We start from the raw sequence: 17,751 nt of genomic DNA on the forward strand, positions 1-17,751 counted from the left end.
CCATGAACCCAACACACATTGAACACATCGGTATCGCCGTCAAAGACCTGCAGTCATCCATAGCGTTCTTCGAAAAACTCCTCGGCACCGCATGCTACGCGGTGGAAGAGGTGGCGGACCAGAAGGTCCGGACGGCGTTCTTCCGTATCGGACAAACGAAGATCGAACTCCTGGAATCCATGACGCCGGATGGCCCGATCGGCAAATTCATTGAAAAGCGGGGAGAGGGTGTGCATCACCTTGCCTTCGCCGTCCCCGATGTTGCGGGCGCATTGCAGGAGGCACAGACTGCAGGACTACAACTGATCGATGCACAACCGCGGAAAGGTGCGGAGGGGCTCACCATCGCCTTTCTCCACCCGAAGTCGACGAACGGCGTTCTCACCGAACTCTGTTCGCACGCCTGATCCGCCGACCCAACGAAGGACAGAACAATGCAAACCGTCAATGACAAGCTGAAGATCCTGAAAGAGAAGAACGCGCACGTCAATCTTGGCGGCGGCGCGGATCGGCTGGAAGCCCAACACAAGGCCGGGAAAATGACCGCCCACGAGCGGCTTCATCTGCTGTATGATAACGGGTTCTACGATGAGCTGTTCCGATTCGTCCAGCACCATTCCACATCGTTCGGACTTGGCGGGAAGGACCTGCCTGCCGACGGGGTGGTGACAGGCCTCGGAGCGGTGCGGGGGCGGCTGGTCTATGGTTCGTCCCAGGATTTCACCGTGATGGGGGGGAGCGTCGGGCTGAAGCACGCATGGAAGATCTGCGAGATCATGGACATGGCGCTGAAAGCCGGCGCACCGTACATCTCGATCAATGACAGCGGCGGCGCACGGATCCAGGAAGGCGTCGATTCCCTGCAGGGGTATGGCCGCATCTTCTATTATAATACCCTCCTGTCCGGTGTCGTGCCGCAGATCTCGATCATCGCGGGCCCCTGTGCCGGTGGCGCGGCCTATTCGCCCGCCCTCATGGATTTCATCGTGATGGTGAAGGGGACCGGACAGATGTTCATCGCCGGGCCGGAGGTGATCAAGGAGGCGACGGGCGAGACCATTTCGGCCGAGGAGCTCGGTGGTGCGTACGCACAGGCGGCGCAGAGCGGGAACGTGCACTTCATCGCACGTGATGATGCGGATGCGATCGAGATCGTGCAAACCCTGCTCAGTTATCTCCCGAACAACAATACCGAAGATCCGCCGTTCCAGGGGACCGGCGACCTCACGATCATCGAGGACGAGGCCCTGAACCAGGTCGTCCCCGACGATCCCCGCGATCCGTACAACATGTTCGATATCCTGCAGATGGTGCTCGATCCCGGGTCGCTCTTCGAGGTCCACGGCCACTATGCGAAGAACATGATCGTCTGCTTCGCCCGCCTCAACGGGCGCGTGGTAGGCGTGGTGGCCAATCAGCCCCTGGAGAAATTCGGGGCCATCGATATCGACGCGTCGGACAAGGCGTCACGGTTCGTCCGGTTCTGCAATGCGTTCAATATCCCGCTCATCACCTTCGTGGACGTCCCCGGATTCCTGCCGGGCGTCGAACAGGAATTCGGTGGCATCATCCGTCACGGCGCGAAGATGCTGTTCTCCTTCTCCGCCGCAACCGTGCCGAAGATCTCGGTCGTGGTGCGCAAGGCGTATGGCGGGGCCTATCTTGCCATGAGTGCCAAGGCACTCGGAGCGGACCGCATCGCTGCATGGCCGACCGCGGAGATCGCGGTGATGGGTGCGGAAGGGGCGGTCAATGTGCTGTACCGCAGCGACATCAAGTCCGCCGCCGATCCGCAGGCACGGCGGAAAGAGTTGATCGAGGCGTATAAGCTCCAGTTCTCGAACCCGTATCAGGCCGCCCAGCAGGGTATGGTCGATGCGGTCATCGAACCGAAGAAGACCCGTGCCTATCTTTCTGTCGCACTGGAATCGTTGCGCAACAAACGTGAACTCAGGCCGCAGAAGAAGCACGGCCTGATCCCCATGTGATACTGAGGAGACCATGACAGATCCTATTGTGGAAGCGTTCCTCCTGCTCGTCGTTGGTATGGCGGCGGTCTTTTCCGCCCTGCTGGTGCTGGCCGGGATGATCCGGCTGTTGAAATGGGGGGACTCGTGGATCAACGCGATGCGCATCAGGAAGTATGCAGACAAGGTAGAGACGCATCAGGTCGACGACGAGGTGAACGACGAGATCGTTGCCGTGATCACGGCAGCGGTCGCGAGCACCATCCGGAAACCTGTCGTCGTCCGGAAGATCCGGTTCCTGGAGAGCGGGGCAGAGCCCGCCTGGGCGGTGACCGGACGGTTGAACATCATGGCATCCCATGCCATCACGAAAAGGAAATCCTGACCATGAAGAAGTTGATGATCACGGTGAACGGCAAACGGTACGAAGTGGACGTGGAAGTGGTCCATGATGATGATGTGATCGAAAACCAGCCGGCGTTCCGTCCGCCGGTGCGGGCAGTCGACAGCTATGTCACCCCGGTGAATGCATCGCTGCCTCCGTCCGTTGCAGCAGGCGGGAAGGGGAAGGCTGGTGCGGCCGATAAGAAATCGCTGACCTCTCCCATCAACGGTGTGATCCTCGAGATCCCCGTGAAAGAGGGGGATACCGTGAAACAGAATGACATTCTGTTCATCCTTGAGGCCATGAAGATGAAGACCAACATCTCCTCGCCGCAGAACGGCAAGATCAAGGTGATCAAGGTCAAGGTGTCGGACAAGATCGAAGCCGGTCAGGTCCTGCTCACCTTTGAATGACAAGTGAGAGACCATGATCGAGAACCTTGAGAAATTCGTTGCCGGGATGGGCTTCTGGTCCCTGACGTGGGGACAGGTGGCCATGCTCGGTGTCGCGTCGTTGCTGATCTACCTCGCGATCAAGAAGGGCTTCGAACCGCTGCTCCTCCTGCCGATCGGCCTGGGTGCGTTCCTGGCGAACCTGCCGGGCAACGGGTTGCTGACCGTGCCGCATGGCAATGAGATCGGCGGGCTCTATTATTATCTGTCGAAGGGCATCGAACTGGAGATCTTCCCGCCGCTGATCTTCCTGGGCATCGGCGCAATGACCGACTTCGGTCCTCTCCTGGCGAATCCCCGTACCTTCCTTCTGGGGGCGGCAGCGCAGTTGGGCGTCTTCATCGCTCTCTTTGCCGCCGTCCTTCTGGGGTTCGATCTGAAGGAAGCCGCCGCGATCGGGATCATCGGAGGGGCGGATGGGCCGACCGCGATCTATCTGACGTTGAAACTCGCGCCGCACCTGCTGGGCCCCATCGCCGTGGCGGCGTATTCGTATATGGCGCTCGTACCGCTCATCCAGCCGCCGATCATGCGGGCGCTGACCACCGACAAGGAACGTGCGGTGGTGATGGAGACGCTGAAGCCCGTGTCGCATAAGATCAAGCTCATCTTCCCGCTGGCGGTCACGGTGATCGGTGTGTTCATCGTTCCCCCGGCGGCACCCTTGCTCGCGATGCTCATGGGCGGCAATCTCCTGCGCGAGAGCGGCGTGGTGGATCGCCTGACGAACATGGCCCAGAACGAGTTGATCAACATTGTCACGTTCTTTCTGGGTACCTGTGTCGGCATGACGATGGGAGCGGAGGTGTTCCTGCGCTGGGAGACCCTCAAGATCATCTCGCTGGGGATCGTGGCCTTCGGGTTCTCCACCGTCGGCGGCGTGCTGTTCGGGAAGCTGATGTACCGGCTCAGTGGCGGCAAGATCAATCCGCTGATCGGCTCGGCAGGCGTGTCCGCCGTGCCGATGGCGGCACGTGTCTCGCACAATGTCGGACAGGAGTACAATCCGCAGAATTACCTCCTGATGCACGCCATGGGGCCGAATGTTGCCGGCGTCATCGGGACGGCCATCGCCGCGGGCGTGTTGCTCGCGATCCTCGGTTAGTCACAAGAAAGGATACGACGTGAATGCTTTGTGGGCAGTGATCCTCGGGATCATTCAGGGATTGACGGAATTTCTTCCCATCAGCAGCACCGCGCATCTGACGATCGCGGGGAAGCTGTTCGGTGTCGTGGATGCTGAAGCACCGGAATCGTGGACCGCGTTCATGGCGGTGATGCAACTCGGGACCATGGCGGCGGTGCTCATCTACTTCCGCACCGATCTCTGGAATGTCGTTGCGGGGATCTTCCGCGACCTGACAGCAGGCACAGCGGGGCGCGGCGAGAGAGGGTGGTCGCAAGAGAGCCGCCTGGGATTCGCGATGGCCCTCGGGACCGTCCCGGTGCTTCTGGTCGGGTACCTCCTCCGCCATATCATCGAAAGCGCGCTGACGAAGAGTACGATGGTGATCGTCGGGAGCCTGGTCTGTCTGGCGGCGCTGTTATGGCTCGCGGAAAAGGTCGCGCGCCATGCGCGCGAGGTCGAAAGTGTGACGTGGAAGGATGCGCTGATCGTTGGCCTCGCGCAGGCGCTCGCGCTCATCCCCGGCTCCTCACGCTCCGGGACCACGATGACGGCAGCGCTGTTCCTCGGGTTCACGCGGTCCGCGGCCGCACGGTTCTCGTTCCTGCTCAGCATCCCGGCGGTGCTGGCAAGCGGACTCTATCAGTTGTACAAGGTCGTAGGCATGCTGCAGAGCGGGGCAGACGTCTTTCACCTCGGAGTGGGGAACCTCGTGATCGCCACCGTGGTCTCGGGCCTTGCAGGGTATGCTGCCATTGCATGGCTGCTGCGCTACCTGATGCGGCACACGACGATGATCTTTGTCTGGTACCGCTTTGCGCTCGGCATCGTTCTCACCCTGCTGCTCATGCAGGGTATCCTGAATTAAGAACTAAGAATTCTTAGTTCTTCATTCTTAATTCGCACCAGCCGCTGGGAGCACCCGGGTCAATGATGGCGACCCTGTGGGCCCAGCGGCTGGTGCGTCTCCACCGGATCCTTGAAGCGCTTCCATCCGCGGAGGCATGAATACAGAAATCCCAGGAACACTACTCCTACCACGATCGCCACATCCATTGTCATGTCCTTCCCATTGGCTCAACAGGCCTAAAGTACGGAGCCGTACGAGCGTACTCCATGCCGGCGGCGTCAAGGTGATCGGCTTCCACATAAGAATCCCGTAAAGAACACAGCAAGGATCAACCACCAGGTCCGCAACCAGGATGCCTTTGCCGGGCCGTGTGCGGACATGGGTGACAGTGTGCGGCGGGTGACACAGGGCACACCGCCGGGGATGCGGATGGTGTATATTGATTCACCGTGTTTCACTGTCAACCCCGGCACGCTAAAAGGAAATGACCGCGATGACTTCGCGTGAAGTGTTCATGCAGATGAAGATCGAGCATTATGTGAAGAAGGGTGAAGAATGTTGTGCCATGGCGCGCTATCCCATTGCCCGCAGAATGCTTGATGCCGCGCTCGCACTCGATCCGCGGCACCCGGCGTCTCTCCTGCTGAAAGAGCGGATCGATGGCGAATTCGGCCAGGTGCTCCGGCATGGTGGCGCCACTGCGGCGGGCCGCGCAGGGCAGAAGGACGACCTGATCGTGGTGGTGGACCAGGATGAACGCCTCCTGACCCACTTTGCCGAAGTGCTGGGCCGCCGCGGATTCCGCTTCGCCGGCGCCGCGACGTATGAGGAGGCCGTGGAGCTCCTTTCCATGGTGATTCCCGATGTCATCGTTTCTGAGATCAATTTCGATACCGGCGCCCGCGGGTTCGATCTCTTCCTGTGGCTGCGTACGAACAGTGCCTTGACCAATGTGCCGTTCCTGTTCCATGCGACCCGTATCGACCGCGACGTCATGATCGCCGGCCGCCGTTTCGGCGTGGATGACTTCCTCGTCAAGCCGGTCGATGGTGAATTGCTCGCCGCGGCGGCAACGACCGTGCTGAACCGCAGGCGCGCTGTACCGATCGCGGTCTGATCTCCTTGCTTTTCGGACGGATTCTCCCTACCATACCCGGGCCGCACAATCCCCCCGGGTATGATAGAACTCGTCGTTAACGAAATCTTCCACAGTATCCAGGGCGAATCCAGCTACGCAGGGCGACCCTGCGTCTTCATCCGCCTCTCTGCGTGCAACCTCCGTTGCACCTGGTGCGATACGGCCTACGCGTTCACCGGAGGGGTGCCTATGGCCCTCGACCGGATCCTTGCCACCGTGGCTTCCTATCAGTGCGATCTTGTCGAAGTGACCGGCGGCGAACCGCTCCTTCAACCAGCATGTCATGACCTGCTCTCCGCCCTGTGCGATGCCGGGTACGAGGTCCTCCTCGAGACCGGTGGAAGCCTGGATATCGGTGCGGTCGATGCGCGCGTGCACAGGATCGTGGACGTGAAATGCCCCGGCAGCGGGATGGCGGACCGGAATCTCTGGTCGAATCTTCCGCTCCTGACATCGCGCGATGAGGTGAAGTTCGTTGTCGCTGACCGGAAGGATTTCGATTGGGCGGTCGACACAGACCGCCGGTTCGGCATCTCCGTACGGTGTCCGTTGCTCTTCTCGCCGGTGTTCGGAACGGTGTCGCCGACCGACCTGGCGGCGTGGATCCTCGAAACCGGCGTCCGCGGGCGGTTGCAGCTCCAGTTGCACAAATATCTCTGGGATCCGCAGCGCAGGGGCGTATGAAGAACTCCGATCATCCGGCCATTGTTCTGGTAAGCGGGGGGATGGATAGCTGCGTGACCACGGCGATCGCGGCGCGCGCGCACACCGGTCTTGCGTTCCTCCATGCGAATTACGGCCAGCGCACCGAAGCACGGGAACTCGCCGCATTCCATGCAATCGCAAAGCACTTCGGCGTCACCCGGACACTCGTCGTCCCGATGGAACATCTTGCTGTGATCGGTGGGTCCAGTCTCACGGATCATACCATCCCGGTCTCGCAGGCAGACCTCACCGCGACGGGCATCCCGACGTCGTACGTCCCGTTCCGCAATGCGAACATCCTTGCCGTCGCGGTAAGCTGGGCGGAAGTGATCGGTGCGCGCTCCATCTACATCGGCGCCGTGGAAGAGGATTCGTCGGGATATCCCGATTGCCGCCGTACATTCTTCGACGCGTATAATGCCATGATCACCACCGGGACCAGGCCCGGATCAGGTATCGCCATCCAGGCCCCGCTCCTGCAGTTGTCCAAAGCAGAGATCGTGAAACGGGGCACCGAACTCGAAGCACCGCTCGCACTCACCTGGTCCTGCTACCAGGCAGAGGATGAGGCCTGCGGTGTGTGCGACAGTTGCGCGCTCCGCCTGCGCGGGTTCCAGCAGGCGGGCATCCCCGACCCGATCCCGTACTCGGTCCGGCCCGATCACCGTCACTAAAGGAGACGCCCATGCAACAGTTCAAAGACAGCATGCTGAAGCTGATCATCGAGACGTCGACGAACCTGCCTCCGGATGCGCGGCGCGCCATCCTGGCCGCGCGTGAGCAGGAGAAGCCGGGAACACAGTCGATGCTGGCACTTGAGACCATCGCCACGAATGTGGATATGGCGTGCGGCGATGCGGCACCGATCTGCCAGGATACCGGGATGCCGACATTCGAGATCAAGACTCCTGTGGGTGCGAACCAGATCGTGATGAAAGCCGCGATACGCGAAGCGATCGCCGAAGCGACGAAACTCGGCAAGCTTCGTCCGAATGCCGTCGATTCGCTCACGGGGAAGAACAGCGGCAACAACCTCGGCGAGGGCGCACCGGTCATCCATTTCGAGCAGTGGGAAAAGGACGAGATCGATGTGCGGCTCCTGCTGAAAGGGGGCGGGTGCGAGAACAAGAACATCCAGTACTCCCTCCCCATGGAACTGCCTCATCTCGGCCGTGCGGACCGCACGATGGACGGGATCCGCAAATGCATCCTCCATGCCGTGTGGCAGGCACAGGGCCATGGGTGTGCGGTCGGTGCGATCGGTGTGGCGATCGGCGGCGACCGGACATCCGGCTATGGCTTTGCGAAGCAGCAATTGTTCCGGTTGCTGGACGACGTGAATCCGAACCCCGAGCTGGCCAGGCTCGAGGCGTACATCATGGAGACGGCGAACGGGCTCGGCATCGGGACGATGGGTTTCGGCGGACAATCCACGCTCATCGGCTGCAAGGTCGGATCGTATCACCGGCTGCCGGCGAGCTTCTTCGTGTCGGTCGCGTATGACTGTTGGGCATTCCGCCGTCTTGGTGTGGTGGTGGATCCGGCCACGGGCGCCATCACGCGGTGGCTCTATCGTGACGACTCTCCGGCGATCACCATGGCGCGCGGTGACGGTCTGCCGCTCACCGGCCGCGAGATCCGTCTCACGCTCCCGCTGAGCGAGACGCAGGTGCGCCAGCTCAAGGTCGGCGACGTGGTCATTCTCGATGGGGCCATGCACACCGGACGCGATGCGCTCCATCATTATCTGATGACCCATGATGCGCCGGTGAACCTCGAGGGGTCGGCGATCTATCATTGTGGTCCCGTGGCGCTGAAGAACGGCGAGATCTGGACGATGGGAGCCGCGGGCCCGACGACAAGCGGACGGGAGGAGCCGTTCCAGGCGGACATCCTCAAGAAATTCAAGGTCCGCGCCGTGATCGGCAAGGGTGGTATGGGGGCGAAGACCCTTGCGGCGCTGCAAGAGGTCGGGGCGGTCTATCTGAACGCCATCGGCGGTGCGGCGCAGTTCTATACCCGGTGCATCACCGGGGTCACGGGAGTGGATTTCCTCGAGTTCGGCACACCCGAAGCCATGTGGCACATCACCGTGAAGGGATTTCCGGCGATCGTGACCATGGACTCCCACGGCAAGAGCCTTCACGCGGACGTCGAACAGGCGTCCGGCAAGGTGCTCGCGACACACGCGGCGCCGGTTCAACTCTAACCTCACAGACCCGCCGCGGGCGGATCGGAGCAGAAGCGTACCATGAGACCTGAAATCAAACTGCATACCGTGCCTTCGATCGGCTGTGTCCAGGATATGGTCGTCCGCTCGTCACGGTACTATGGCGGCAAACTCGCGGTCGAGGACCTCAAGCAAACGCCCATTCCACGGTTGACGTATACGGCGTTGCTGACCCATGTCTTGAAATTCGGGAAGGCGTTGCAGGACCTCGGGCTGCGTGAGGGGAGCCATATCGCCGTCATCGGAGAGAACCGGGTACAGTGGGGGCTGACCTATCTCACCTGCATGTGCTTCGGCCATGTGGTGGTCCCGATCGATCGCAACCTGACGATCAACGACATCCTGAACATCCTCCACGAGTCCGATGCGGTGGCGGTCGTGTACTCGGACGCATTCGAGCCGATCCTCAGCGAGCGGCGCGGGTCGATGAAGAAGTTGAAGTTCTACATCAACATGGACCTGCCGGAAGAACGGGATGGTTCGCTGTCGATGCTGGAACTCATCGAGAACAGCAACGGGCACAGCATCTCGGACCTTCCGGAGATCGATCCGGACAGGATGGCCGAGATCATCTTCACGTCGGGGTCCCTCGGGCGGGCCAAAGGGGTGATGTTGAGCCAGGGGAACCTCGCCGCCAACCTGATGAGCATGGTGCGGATGGTGTTCATTCATCCGGAGGACCGTTTCCTGTCCGTGTTGCCCATGCACCATACCTATGAATGCACCTGCGGCTTTCTCTGTCCGCTGTACACCGGCGCTTCGGTGCATTATGCGCGCTCGTTGAAGACCGTCGTGGACGACCTGCAATCCTCGCATGCCACCATGCTGCTCGGGGTGCCGCTCCTCTTCGACAAGATGTTCAAGCGCATCTACAAGTCGATCCAGGAACGGAAGATCGCTTCGATGGTGATGGGTCCGCTCGTGAAGGTGACCGCGATCCTCGAAAAAGTCGGCTGGAAGAATTGCAAGAAGGCGGTCTTCCGTGAGATCCATGAGAAATTCGGCGGGCACGTCCGCCTTTTCATTGCCGGCGGCGCGGCCACGGATCCGATGGTGGCGAAGGGGTTGCGGGAATTCGGCTTCACCCTGTTGCAGGGATATGGGCTCACGGAGACGTCACCCATCCTTGCGCTCAATCGGCCCGATGCGTTCAAAGATGAGGCGGCGGGGTTGCCGTTGCCCGGCGTGACCCTGCGGATCGACCAGCCGAACGCCGAGGGCGTGGGCGAGATCTGGGCGAAGGGGCCGAACGTGATGCTCGGGTATTACAAGAACGATGAGCTGACGCAGCAGGTGAAGGAAGGGGAGTGGTTCAAGACCGGCGATCTCGGGTTCCGGGATGAGGACGATTTCCTGCACATCGCCGGCCGGAAAAAGAACGTGATCATTTCGCGCCGGGGTGAGAACGTCTATCCCGAGGAACTGGAGGACCTGCTGCACCGGAGCGCGTACGTTCTTGAATCGATGGTGTATGGCGAACCGGACGAGAAGCATGATGAGATCATCGCGGCGCTGATCGTGCCCGATGCCGAGGCGTTCATTGAATATGCGGAGACGCGTGGTGTGCAGATCACGGATGCATTGATCCGGGAGGTGATCGCGGAGGAGGTTGCGAAAGTGAATGCCGAGGTGGCCGCATTCAAGCAGATCCGGAAGTTCTATGTCCGCGACCACGAGTTTGAAAAGACGACGACGCAGAAGGTGAAGCGGTATCTCGTGCACAAGTAGTGGTGCATAGTTTTGTGCATCTGTGCATGGATGTATCCTATGTCTACACAGTGGTGCCACCTCATGCCGCAAAATCGCGCGCGTTCGCGGTTCGCCCATGGCGTGATTTTTGCATACTCTTTCGTTGCCGATGCCTCAGTGGAGGTCGGCAGGACGACAGAAAGGGGATGGTGCCATGACAAGCAACGGTGTAGCGGGTGGTGCGATGCAGACCTTTTCCGCAGTTCCGCCTGAACGTGTTTCCGAACACACGACGGTCAAGACCGTAAAGGCGCAGCTGCCGGAACAGAAGGTAGAGGATGCCCGCGTGAATGAACCTGCACGGCAGATACCGGCGCAGGTGTACAACAGTCACGGCGAGGTGATCCCCAGTCCCTCAAGTCCGGAAACGGACAGAACCGCCTGACCGGCGGAATATCAACCTCTCACGGCGGCTCGTACATGCGGGCCGCCGTTTTTATTTTCCGCCGTTCCGTCCGGGTACCGGCGGTTCTTCGGGTTGACATTCCTGAGCATTCTGTTTATATTGGGGTACATTTTACGCGTCACCAGCGCTGTACTTCTCACTAACCCTCTCACCTCGCGGTATCCGGAGGTCCTGATTCATGCTCACCGAGTTTGGTCGGGTTCTGCTATTCATTCTCGTAGGAGCGGTGTTCGTCGCCCTCGGTCTGGTCACAGCCTGGTTGTTGCGCCCCTCCCGCCCCTATCCCAGCAAGAATTCAACGTATGAATGCGGCGAAACACCGGTCGGCGATACCCGCATCCGGTTCAATATCCGGTTCTACGTCATTGCCCTCATCTTCGTGATCTTCGATGTGGAGGTCGTCTTCCTGTTCCCCTGGGCCCTGGTCTATAGGTCTCTGGGCTGGTTCGCCTTCGTCGAAATGCTGGTGTTCCTTTCGATCCTGATCGCCGGCTACGCGTATGTCTGGAGGAATGGGGATCTGGATTGGGACCGCCCGGCACCGCGCATCCCGCGGTATGAGCGCGGGTTCGGGGTCCGCGAGACGCCTCTCACTGAAGAAGAACTAGTGGTATAACGGAACGACGATGGGACTTCTGGATCAGCGTTTTGAGAACGGCAATGTGGTCATCACATCCGTCGATACTCTCCTCGCCTGGGCGCGCCTCTCGTCCGTGTGGCCCATGCAGTTCGGGCTGGCGTGCTGCGCCATTGAAATGATGGCCACCGGCGCTTCGCACTACGACCTCGACCGCTTCGGCACCTTCTTCCGCGGGTCACCCCGGCAGTCCGATGCCATGATCGTGGCAGGGACCGTCACCCTGAAGATGGCGACACGCATCAAGACCCTCTACGATCAGATGGCCGAGCCGCGGTATGTCATCTCCATGGGGAGCTGCTCCAACTGCGGCGGCCCCTACTGGGAACATGGGTACCACGTCCTCAAAGGCGTGGACCGCATCATCCCGGTGGACGTCTACATCCCGGGGTGTCCGCCCCGGCCGGAGGCGTTGCTCGAAGGTCTTCTCAAACTGAAGGAGAAGATCCGTAACGAACGCCTGATCATCAAGAAGCCGGCGTGACGATCAGCCCATCCACGTATCCGCAAAGACCATGATCCCCCAAGAATTCTTCGACCTGCTCAAGTCCACCTTCGGTGATGCGATCCTGGAAGCGAAACTGGACGGCGTGTTCGATCCGTTCATCACCGTCGCCCCGGACCGTATGCCCGAGGTCGGCCGCTTCCTGCGCGACAACGAGAAGACGCTCTGCGACAGCCTGATGTGTCTCAGCGGCGTGGACCTGACCAAAGGGAAGCTCGGCGTGGTATATCACCTCCACTCCACCAAGTTCAATCACAAGATCGTCCTGAAGGCCACCGTCACGGTCGAACAACCGCACGTGGGGTCCGTCGAAGCGGTCTGGAAGACGGCCAACTGGCATGAGCGCGAAGCCTACGATATGTTCGGGATCGTGTTCGACGGCCACCCTGACCTGCGCCGCATCCTGATGCCCGATGATTGGGATGGGTATCCGCTCCGCAAGGACTATCAGGTCCCCGAGTTCTACAATGGCATGAAGGTACCGTACTAATGGACGTTATCGTGACCGACGTTGAGAAGGGACGCCGTCCCTCAACCGTCCCCGGACTCGGGCGCCAGCTCCGTTCGGAAGAGATGGTCATCAGCATGGGCCCCCAGCATCCTTCCACCCACGGCGTGCTCCGTCTGGAGCTCGTGGTGGATGGCGAGATCGTGGTGGATGTGATCCCGCACATCGGCTATCTGCACCGGTGCTTCGAGAAGCACTGCGAGCACATGTCCAACTACCAGCAGATCGTGCCGTACACCGACCGCATGGACTACGTCGCGGCGATGAGCAGTGAGTTCGGCTATGTCGTGGCGATGGAGAAGATGCTCAAGATCCAGGTGCCGGAGCGTGTCGAGGTCATCCGCGTGATCATGGCGGAGTTCTCACGCATCGTCAGCCATCAGATCGCGATCGGGACGTATGGCCTGGACATCGGCGCGTTCACCCCGTTCCTGTTCTGCATGCGCGACCGCGAGCACATCCTGGACATCATCGAGGAGACCTGCGGCGCCCGGCTGCTGTACAATTATAACTGGATCGGCGGCCTCTCGCACGACGTGAAGCCTGATTTTCAACAGAAGGTCCGCGAGTTCTGCACGTACTTCAAGCCGAACATCGTCGAATTGAACAACCTGCTGTCCTTCAACAAGATCTTCGTGGAACGCACGGCCAATGTCGGCGTGCTGCCCGCCGAGGTGGCGATCAACTACGGCGCGAGCGGACCGGTACTCCGGGGTTCGGGTGTGGCATGGGACCTCCGGAAGAACGATCCCTATTCGATCTACGACCGGTTCGACTTCGATATCCCGGTCGGTACCGGCGAACGCGGGAAGGTGGGTGATTGCTGGGACCGGTACATGGTGCGTGCGCGGGAGATGGAACAGAGCGTGCGGATCATCGAGCAGGCCGTGGAGATGCTTCCGGCAGGCGACGTGCAGTCCGCGATCCCCAAACGCATCCGTCCCGAGGCCGGCGAGATCTACGTCCGCACCGAGACCCCGAAGGGTGAATTGGGGTATTACATCATTGCGGACGGCACGGCGAGTCCGGCGCGCGTGAAGGTGCGCCCGCCGTGTTTCGTGAACCTCTCCGCGCTGCCGTCGATGTGCCGCGGATCGATGATCGCCGATGTGGTGGCGATCCTGGGGAGCATCGATATCGTCCTCGGCGAAGTCGACCGTTAACAACGAGCTCTGAACTGCGGGCATTGATCATCTATGAAAACTGAACTGCTCAACCTCATCTCCAACGAGGTGCTGGTGTACACCCTGATGGCGGTGGTGCCGCTGCTCTTTGTGATCCCGTTCGCGCTGTTCGCCGTGTGGTGGGAACGCAAGATCTCGGCGCACATGCAGGACCGTCTCGGCCCGATGCTCACCGGTGGGTGGCATGGCTGGGCGCAGACGATCGCGGACATCGCCAAGCTGATCCAGAAGGAAGACATCATCCCGACGGCGGCGGACCGGAAACTGTTCGTCCTCGCACCGTATGTGGTGTTCGTCGGATCGTATGCGGCCTATGCCGCGATCCCGTTCGCAGCGGCGTATGTCGGCGCGGAGATCAATGTCGGGTTGTTCTATATCATCTCGATCTCGTCGCTCGTCGTGATCGGCCTGCTGATGGCGGGTTGGGCATCCAACAACAAATGGTCGTTGTATGGTTCGCTCCGTTCGGCCGCACAGATCATCAGCTATGAGATCCCCGTCGCCCTGGCGCTCCTGGCCGCGGTGATGGTGGCGGGCACCTTCGACATGCAGGAGATCAACCGCCTGCAGTCCGGCTCGATCCTCGACTGGTTCATCTTCCAGAAATTCCCCTTCCTGTTCCTCGCGGGCATCATCTACTTCGTGGCCTCGCTGGCAGAAGTGAACCGCACGCCGTTCGATCTCCCGGAATCGGAATCCGAGCTCGTGGGCGGGTATCACACGGAGTACGGCGGGATGCGCTTCGCGCTGTTGTTCCTTTCGGAATATGCCAACATGTTCGCGGTCAGCGCGATCCTGGTGACCCTGTTCTTCGGCGGCTGGGGGAGCCCGTTCGGGACGTTCCTCTCCGGTGCATGGTACTTCGATCTCAGCTGGTTCGTGCTGAAGAGCATGGTGGTGATCTTTGTTCAGATGTGGCTTCGCTGGACCCTTCCGCGCCTGCGCGTGGACCAGCTCATGTATGTGGGATGGAAGGTGTTGATCCCGTTCTCGTTCGTGATCATCCTGGGCATTGGTGCCTGGGTGCTTGCGGCCGGACACTAAACGTCACCGGCGCCGCCGCGAACGCGGCGGGGCCTGACATGTGCAACGAATGGACCTGAAGTAATGAGCAGGTATTTCCGCAATATCTGGGACGGCGTTTGGACCGTTCTGATCGGCATGAAGATCACGTGGGCCCATCTCTTTACACGGGCCGTCACGATCCAGTATCCGGCCGTGAAGGTGAAGCTCCCCGAGCGCGCCCGCAACCGTCTGTATGTGAACATGGACGACTGCATCGGGTGCGACCAGTGCTCGATGGCGTGCCCGGTGAACTGCATCACGATCGAAACGATCAAATCCACGCCCGATGTGGACCTCGGCCTCACGTCGGTGGGAACGAAGAAGCGGTTGTACGTTCCGCGGTTCGACATCGACATCGCCAAGTGCTGCTACTGCGGCCTGTGCGTTGCGCCGTGTCCGACCGAGTGCATCACCATGACGGATGTGTACGAGTTTTCCGAGTTCGACCGTCAGGCCCTCATGTATAACTTCGCGACCATGACCACGCAGGACATCGATGCTGCGAAGTCACGGCTTGCGGCCTATGACAAAGAGCAGGCGGCGAAGAAGGCCGCTGCGGCCGCGGCTGCGGCTGCAGCGAAGGCTGCGGCACCCGCGCCTGCAACGGCGGCAGCTCCCGCCGCCGCCCCGGCAGGTCCATCTCTACCGTTGGCTGTACCGCCGGCCGCACCGCCAGCAGCTCCGCCGGCCACACCGCCGGCACCGCCACAGCAAGAAACCAACTCCTGACCCCTATGGATACGTTCGACATCATCTTTTACGTCTTTGCGGCCGTCACGATCGTTTCCGCGTTCGTCGTGGTGTTCACGAAGAACATCATGTACGCGGCCTTCTCGCTGCTCTTCACGTTCATCGGGGTCGCGGCCCTCTACGTGCTGCTGCACGCGGATTTCCTCGCCGTGACCCAGATCCTGATCTACGTCGGCGGCATCCTCGTGCTGCTCCTGTTCGGCGTGATGTTGACGAACAACGTGGTGAGTGTGGACATCAAGACCGGCACGCTGAACACGATCCCGGCGCTGGTCGGCGCGGCCGTCATGGCAGGCTCGCTCGCCGCGGTGTTCTACATGACCTGGAGCACCGTGGTCGAGCCGGCGACGGCCCCGACCGCGACCACGCGCGCGATCGGCGAACTCCTGATGACCGGGTATGCACTGCCCTTCGAGGTGGCGTCGGTGGTACTCCTTGCAGCTCTGATCGGCGCCGCGCTGATGGCACGCCGCACTCGTAAACCGTAACCCGGACCCAGACCCATGCAGACATCCCTTGTCAACGGTGTGCTCGCCTGGTTGCCGAATGTGCAACTCGCGCACTTTTTGATCGTCAGCGCCATCCTCTTCGCCCTCGGGCTCTACGGCATCGTCACCCGCCGGAACGCCATCATGGTGCTGATGGGGGTGGAGCTGATCCTCAACGCGGCGAATATCAACCTGATCGCATTCTCACGCTACGGCGGCCTGCACCCGTCCGGCCCCGCGCTCGACGGCCAGGTGGCGGCGATCTTCGTGATCATCCTCGCCGCTGCCGAAGCTGCCATCGCTCTGGCGATCGTCCTCAACATCTACAACCGGTTCCAGACCGTGAATGTGGATGAAGTGAGCTCCCTGAAAGAATGATGAACGACGAAGGAAGAAGGAACAATTCAGATGTCGTCTGATACGCTGGTCATACTCTCCCTCGCCGTCCTCCTGCTGCCCCTGGCCGGGTTCGTGCTGATGATGTTCTTCGGCAAGAAACTCCCCCGGCAGGGCGACTGGCTCGAGACGGGCATCATCACCATCGCCCTGGGGATCGCGCTCTACGTGCTCTACCAGAAGATGACCACCTTTGCGGGTGAGGTCGGCTCCCTCCGCTTCACGTGGGTCGACTTCCATGAGGTCCCCGGCATCGGGCCGCTGAAGATCGTGCTCGGCTTTGCCATGGATAACCTCGCCGCGATCATGATGGCCGTCGTGATGATCATCAGTACCCTGGTCCACTTCTTCTCGATCGGGTACATGCACGACGATGTACGGTACAGCCGGTACTTCGGCTATCTGGGCATCTTCACCTTCTCGATGCTCGTGATCGTGCTTGCGGACAACCTCTTCCTGCTCTATGTAGGATGGGAACTGGTGGGCCTGAGTTCGTATCTGCTCATCGGCCACTGGTACGAGAAGAAGAGCGCAAGCAATGCCGCCATGAAGGCGTTCATCACCAACCGCATCGGCGATGTCGGGTTCTTTGTCGGCATGGCGATCATGTTCACGACGTTCCATACCTTCGGGCTGAAAGAGATCTTCGCCGGGCTCCAGTCCGGAGAGATGCCGCTGGGGAGCGAGTCGTGGTTGACCGCCGCCGGCGTCCTGATCTTCTGCGGTGCGATCGGCAAGTCCGCCCAGTTCCCGTTGCATGTGTGGCTCCCCGACGCCATGGAAGGCCCGACCCCGGTCAGCGCCCTCATCCATGCCGCCACCATGGTCGCCGCCGGCGTGTATCTCGTGGCGCGTGTGTTCCCGCTCCTCACCGCCGATGCGCTGATGGTGATCGCGTACATCGGGCTCACCACCGCGTTCATCTCCGCGACGATCGCCATCGCGCAGAACGATATCAAGAAGGTGCTCGCGTATTCCACGATCAGCCAGCTCGGCTATATGGTCATGGGCCTCGGCGTCGGTGCGTACACCTACGGGTTCATGCACCTCGTCACGCATGCGATGTTCAAGGCCGGCCTCTTCCTCGGCTCCGGCTCGGTGATCCATGCCATGCACGGTGCGATGCACCACCAGCATGACCACCATACCGATCCGCAGGACATCCGGAACATGGGCGGCCTCCGTGCGAAGATGCCGGTCACGTTCTGGG

At 60.9% G+C, this 17,751-nt stretch carries 21 protein-coding genes; all 21 read left to right on the forward strand.

What is annotated here, in order from left to right; genetic code table 11:
• Positions 1-2 precede the first annotated feature (2 nt).
• Positions 3-407, forward strand: a complete 405-nt coding sequence (gene mce / locus IPI01_18755) for a methylmalonyl-CoA epimerase (GenBank protein MBK7259799.1) — start codon at positions 3-5, stop codon at positions 405-407.
• 27 nt (positions 408-434) lie between these two features.
• Entirely contained in the window at positions 435-1,988 is a 1,554-nt protein-coding gene (locus IPI01_18760; protein MBK7259800.1) for an acyl-CoA carboxylase subunit beta, read from the forward strand.
• 13 nt (positions 1,989-2,001) lie between these two features.
• Positions 2,002-2,352: an OadG family protein gene (locus IPI01_18765; GenBank protein ID MBK7259801.1), complete on the forward strand. Its 351-nt coding sequence runs from the start codon at positions 2,002-2,004 to the stop codon at positions 2,350-2,352.
• A 2-nt stretch (positions 2,353-2,354) separates the two neighbouring features.
• Positions 2,355-2,765: an acetyl-CoA carboxylase biotin carboxyl carrier protein subunit gene (locus tag IPI01_18770; protein ID MBK7259802.1), complete on the forward strand. Its 411-nt coding sequence runs from the start codon at positions 2,355-2,357 to the stop codon at positions 2,763-2,765.
• Positions 2,766-2,778: 13 nt separating this feature from the next.
• Positions 2,779-3,909: a sodium ion-translocating decarboxylase subunit beta gene (locus IPI01_18775; protein ID MBK7259803.1), complete on the forward strand. Its 1,131-nt coding sequence runs from the start codon at positions 2,779-2,781 to the stop codon at positions 3,907-3,909.
• 19 nt (positions 3,910-3,928) lie between these two features.
• Positions 3,929-4,798 (forward strand): undecaprenyl-diphosphatase UppP, encoded by an 870-nt coding sequence (gene uppP, locus IPI01_18780; protein ID MBK7259804.1) that lies wholly within the window; start codon positions 3,929-3,931, stop codon positions 4,796-4,798.
• 475 nt (positions 4,799-5,273) lie between these two features.
• The gene (locus tag IPI01_18785) at positions 5,274-5,897 is read left to right on the forward strand and encodes a response regulator (GenBank protein MBK7259805.1); all 624 of its coding nucleotides are present in this window, start codon (positions 5,274-5,276) and stop codon (positions 5,895-5,897) included.
• 60 nt (positions 5,898-5,957) lie between these two features.
• Positions 5,958-6,602: a radical SAM protein gene (locus IPI01_18790; GenBank protein MBK7259806.1), complete on the forward strand. Its 645-nt coding sequence runs from the start codon at positions 5,958-5,960 to the stop codon at positions 6,600-6,602.
• A complete protein-coding gene (gene queC / locus IPI01_18795; GenBank protein MBK7259807.1) occupies positions 6,599-7,297 on the forward strand; it encodes a 7-cyano-7-deazaguanine synthase QueC in 699 nt (232 codons plus the stop codon). Before IPI01_18790 ends, queC begins: the two co-directional genes overlap by 4 nt.
• Before the next feature lie 11 nt (positions 7,298-7,308).
• Positions 7,309-8,832: a fumarate hydratase gene (locus IPI01_18800; GenBank protein ID MBK7259808.1), complete on the forward strand. Its 1,524-nt coding sequence runs from the start codon at positions 7,309-7,311 to the stop codon at positions 8,830-8,832.
• A gap of 42 nt (positions 8,833-8,874) precedes the next feature.
• Positions 8,875-10,581, forward strand: a complete 1,707-nt coding sequence (locus tag IPI01_18805) for an AMP-binding protein (protein ID MBK7259809.1) — start codon at positions 8,875-8,877, stop codon at positions 10,579-10,581.
• 175 nt (positions 10,582-10,756) lie between these two features.
• Positions 10,757-10,987, forward strand: a complete 231-nt coding sequence (locus tag IPI01_18810; GenBank protein ID MBK7259810.1) for a hypothetical protein — start codon at positions 10,757-10,759, stop codon at positions 10,985-10,987.
• Between the two features lie 199 nt (positions 10,988-11,186).
• Positions 11,187-11,624 carry an NADH-quinone oxidoreductase subunit A gene (locus tag IPI01_18815; protein MBK7259811.1) on the forward strand — a complete coding sequence of 146 codons (438 nt, stop codon included), beginning with the start codon at positions 11,187-11,189 and terminating at the stop codon, positions 11,622-11,624.
• A gap of 10 nt (positions 11,625-11,634) precedes the next feature.
• The gene (nuoB, locus tag IPI01_18820) at positions 11,635-12,129 is read left to right on the forward strand and encodes an NADH-quinone oxidoreductase subunit NuoB (protein ID MBK7259812.1); all 495 of its coding nucleotides are present in this window, start codon (positions 11,635-11,637) and stop codon (positions 12,127-12,129) included.
• A gap of 31 nt (positions 12,130-12,160) precedes the next feature.
• Positions 12,161-12,640, forward strand: coding sequence for an NADH-quinone oxidoreductase subunit C (locus tag IPI01_18825; protein ID MBK7259813.1), 480 nt, complete (start codon positions 12,161-12,163; stop codon positions 12,638-12,640).
• An 83-nt stretch (positions 12,641-12,723) separates the two neighbouring features.
• Positions 12,724-13,821 carry an NADH-quinone oxidoreductase subunit D gene (locus IPI01_18830; GenBank protein ID MBK7259814.1) on the forward strand — a complete coding sequence of 366 codons (1,098 nt, stop codon included), beginning with the start codon at positions 12,724-12,726 and terminating at the stop codon, positions 13,819-13,821.
• A gap of 33 nt (positions 13,822-13,854) precedes the next feature.
• Positions 13,855-14,886 carry an NADH-quinone oxidoreductase subunit NuoH gene (gene nuoH / locus IPI01_18835; protein MBK7259815.1) on the forward strand — a complete coding sequence of 344 codons (1,032 nt, stop codon included), beginning with the start codon at positions 13,855-13,857 and terminating at the stop codon, positions 14,884-14,886.
• 63 nt (positions 14,887-14,949) lie between these two features.
• Positions 14,950-15,636 (forward strand): NADH-quinone oxidoreductase subunit I, encoded by a 687-nt coding sequence (locus IPI01_18840; protein ID MBK7259816.1) that lies wholly within the window; start codon positions 14,950-14,952, stop codon positions 15,634-15,636.
• Positions 15,637-15,641: 5 nt separating this feature from the next.
• Positions 15,642-16,145, forward strand: coding sequence for an NADH-quinone oxidoreductase subunit J (locus IPI01_18845; GenBank protein ID MBK7259817.1), 504 nt, complete (start codon positions 15,642-15,644; stop codon positions 16,143-16,145).
• A gap of 60 nt (positions 16,146-16,205) precedes the next feature.
• Positions 16,206-16,523, forward strand: coding sequence for an NADH-quinone oxidoreductase subunit NuoK (nuoK, locus tag IPI01_18850; protein ID MBK7259818.1), 318 nt, complete (start codon positions 16,206-16,208; stop codon positions 16,521-16,523).
• A gap of 30 nt (positions 16,524-16,553) precedes the next feature.
• A partial coding sequence (locus IPI01_18855; GenBank protein ID MBK7259819.1) for an NADH-quinone oxidoreductase subunit L occupies positions 16,554-17,751 on the forward strand: 1,198 nt, incomplete at its 3' end.

The sequence above is a fragment of the Ignavibacteriota bacterium genome, assembly GCA_016707525.1.
Lineage (GTDB): Bacteria > Bacteroidota > Ignavibacteria > UBA10030 > UBA6906 > JAGDMK01.

What these genes read in the sequence shown, in the direction of transcription:
- IPI01_18810 (MBK7259810.1), top strand. Translation starts at nt 10,757, where the DNA reads ATGACAAGCAACGGTGTAGCGGGTGGTGCGATGCAGACCTTTTCCGCA.
- IPI01_18760 (MBK7259800.1), top strand. Translation starts at nt 435, where the DNA reads ATGCAAACCGTCAATGACAAGCTGAAGATCCTGAAAGAGAAGAACGCG.
- IPI01_18830 (MBK7259814.1), top strand. Translation starts at nt 12,724, where the DNA reads ATGGTCATCAGCATGGGCCCCCAGCATCCTTCCACCCACGGCGTGCTC.
- nuoH (MBK7259815.1), top strand. Translation starts at nt 13,855, where the DNA reads ATGAAAACTGAACTGCTCAACCTCATCTCCAACGAGGTGCTGGTGTAC.
- IPI01_18775 (MBK7259803.1), top strand. Translation starts at nt 2,779, where the DNA reads ATGATCGAGAACCTTGAGAAATTCGTTGCCGGGATGGGCTTCTGGTCC.
- IPI01_18840 (MBK7259816.1), top strand. Translation starts at nt 14,950, where the DNA reads ATGAGCAGGTATTTCCGCAATATCTGGGACGGCGTTTGGACCGTTCTG.
- IPI01_18770 (MBK7259802.1), top strand. Translation starts at nt 2,355, where the DNA reads ATGAAGAAGTTGATGATCACGGTGAACGGCAAACGGTACGAAGTGGAC.
- IPI01_18845 (MBK7259817.1), top strand. Translation starts at nt 15,642, where the DNA reads ATGGATACGTTCGACATCATCTTTTACGTCTTTGCGGCCGTCACGATC.
- IPI01_18825 (MBK7259813.1), top strand. Translation starts at nt 12,161, where the DNA reads ATGATCCCCCAAGAATTCTTCGACCTGCTCAAGTCCACCTTCGGTGAT.
- queC (MBK7259807.1), top strand. Translation starts at nt 6,599, where the DNA reads ATGAAGAACTCCGATCATCCGGCCATTGTTCTGGTAAGCGGGGGGATG.
- IPI01_18805 (MBK7259809.1), top strand. Translation starts at nt 8,875, where the DNA reads ATGAGACCTGAAATCAAACTGCATACCGTGCCTTCGATCGGCTGTGTC.
- mce (MBK7259799.1), top strand. Translation starts at nt 3, where the DNA reads ATGAACCCAACACACATTGAACACATCGGTATCGCCGTCAAAGACCTG.
- IPI01_18785 (MBK7259805.1), top strand. Translation starts at nt 5,274, where the DNA reads ATGACTTCGCGTGAAGTGTTCATGCAGATGAAGATCGAGCATTATGTG.
- IPI01_18765 (MBK7259801.1), top strand. Translation starts at nt 2,002, where the DNA reads ATGACAGATCCTATTGTGGAAGCGTTCCTCCTGCTCGTCGTTGGTATG.
- IPI01_18790 (MBK7259806.1), top strand. Translation starts at nt 5,958, where the DNA reads ATGATAGAACTCGTCGTTAACGAAATCTTCCACAGTATCCAGGGCGAA.
- IPI01_18815 (MBK7259811.1), top strand. Translation starts at nt 11,187, where the DNA reads ATGCTCACCGAGTTTGGTCGGGTTCTGCTATTCATTCTCGTAGGAGCG.
- IPI01_18800 (MBK7259808.1), top strand. Translation starts at nt 7,309, where the DNA reads ATGCAACAGTTCAAAGACAGCATGCTGAAGCTGATCATCGAGACGTCG.
- nuoB (MBK7259812.1), top strand. Translation starts at nt 11,635, where the DNA reads ATGGGACTTCTGGATCAGCGTTTTGAGAACGGCAATGTGGTCATCACA.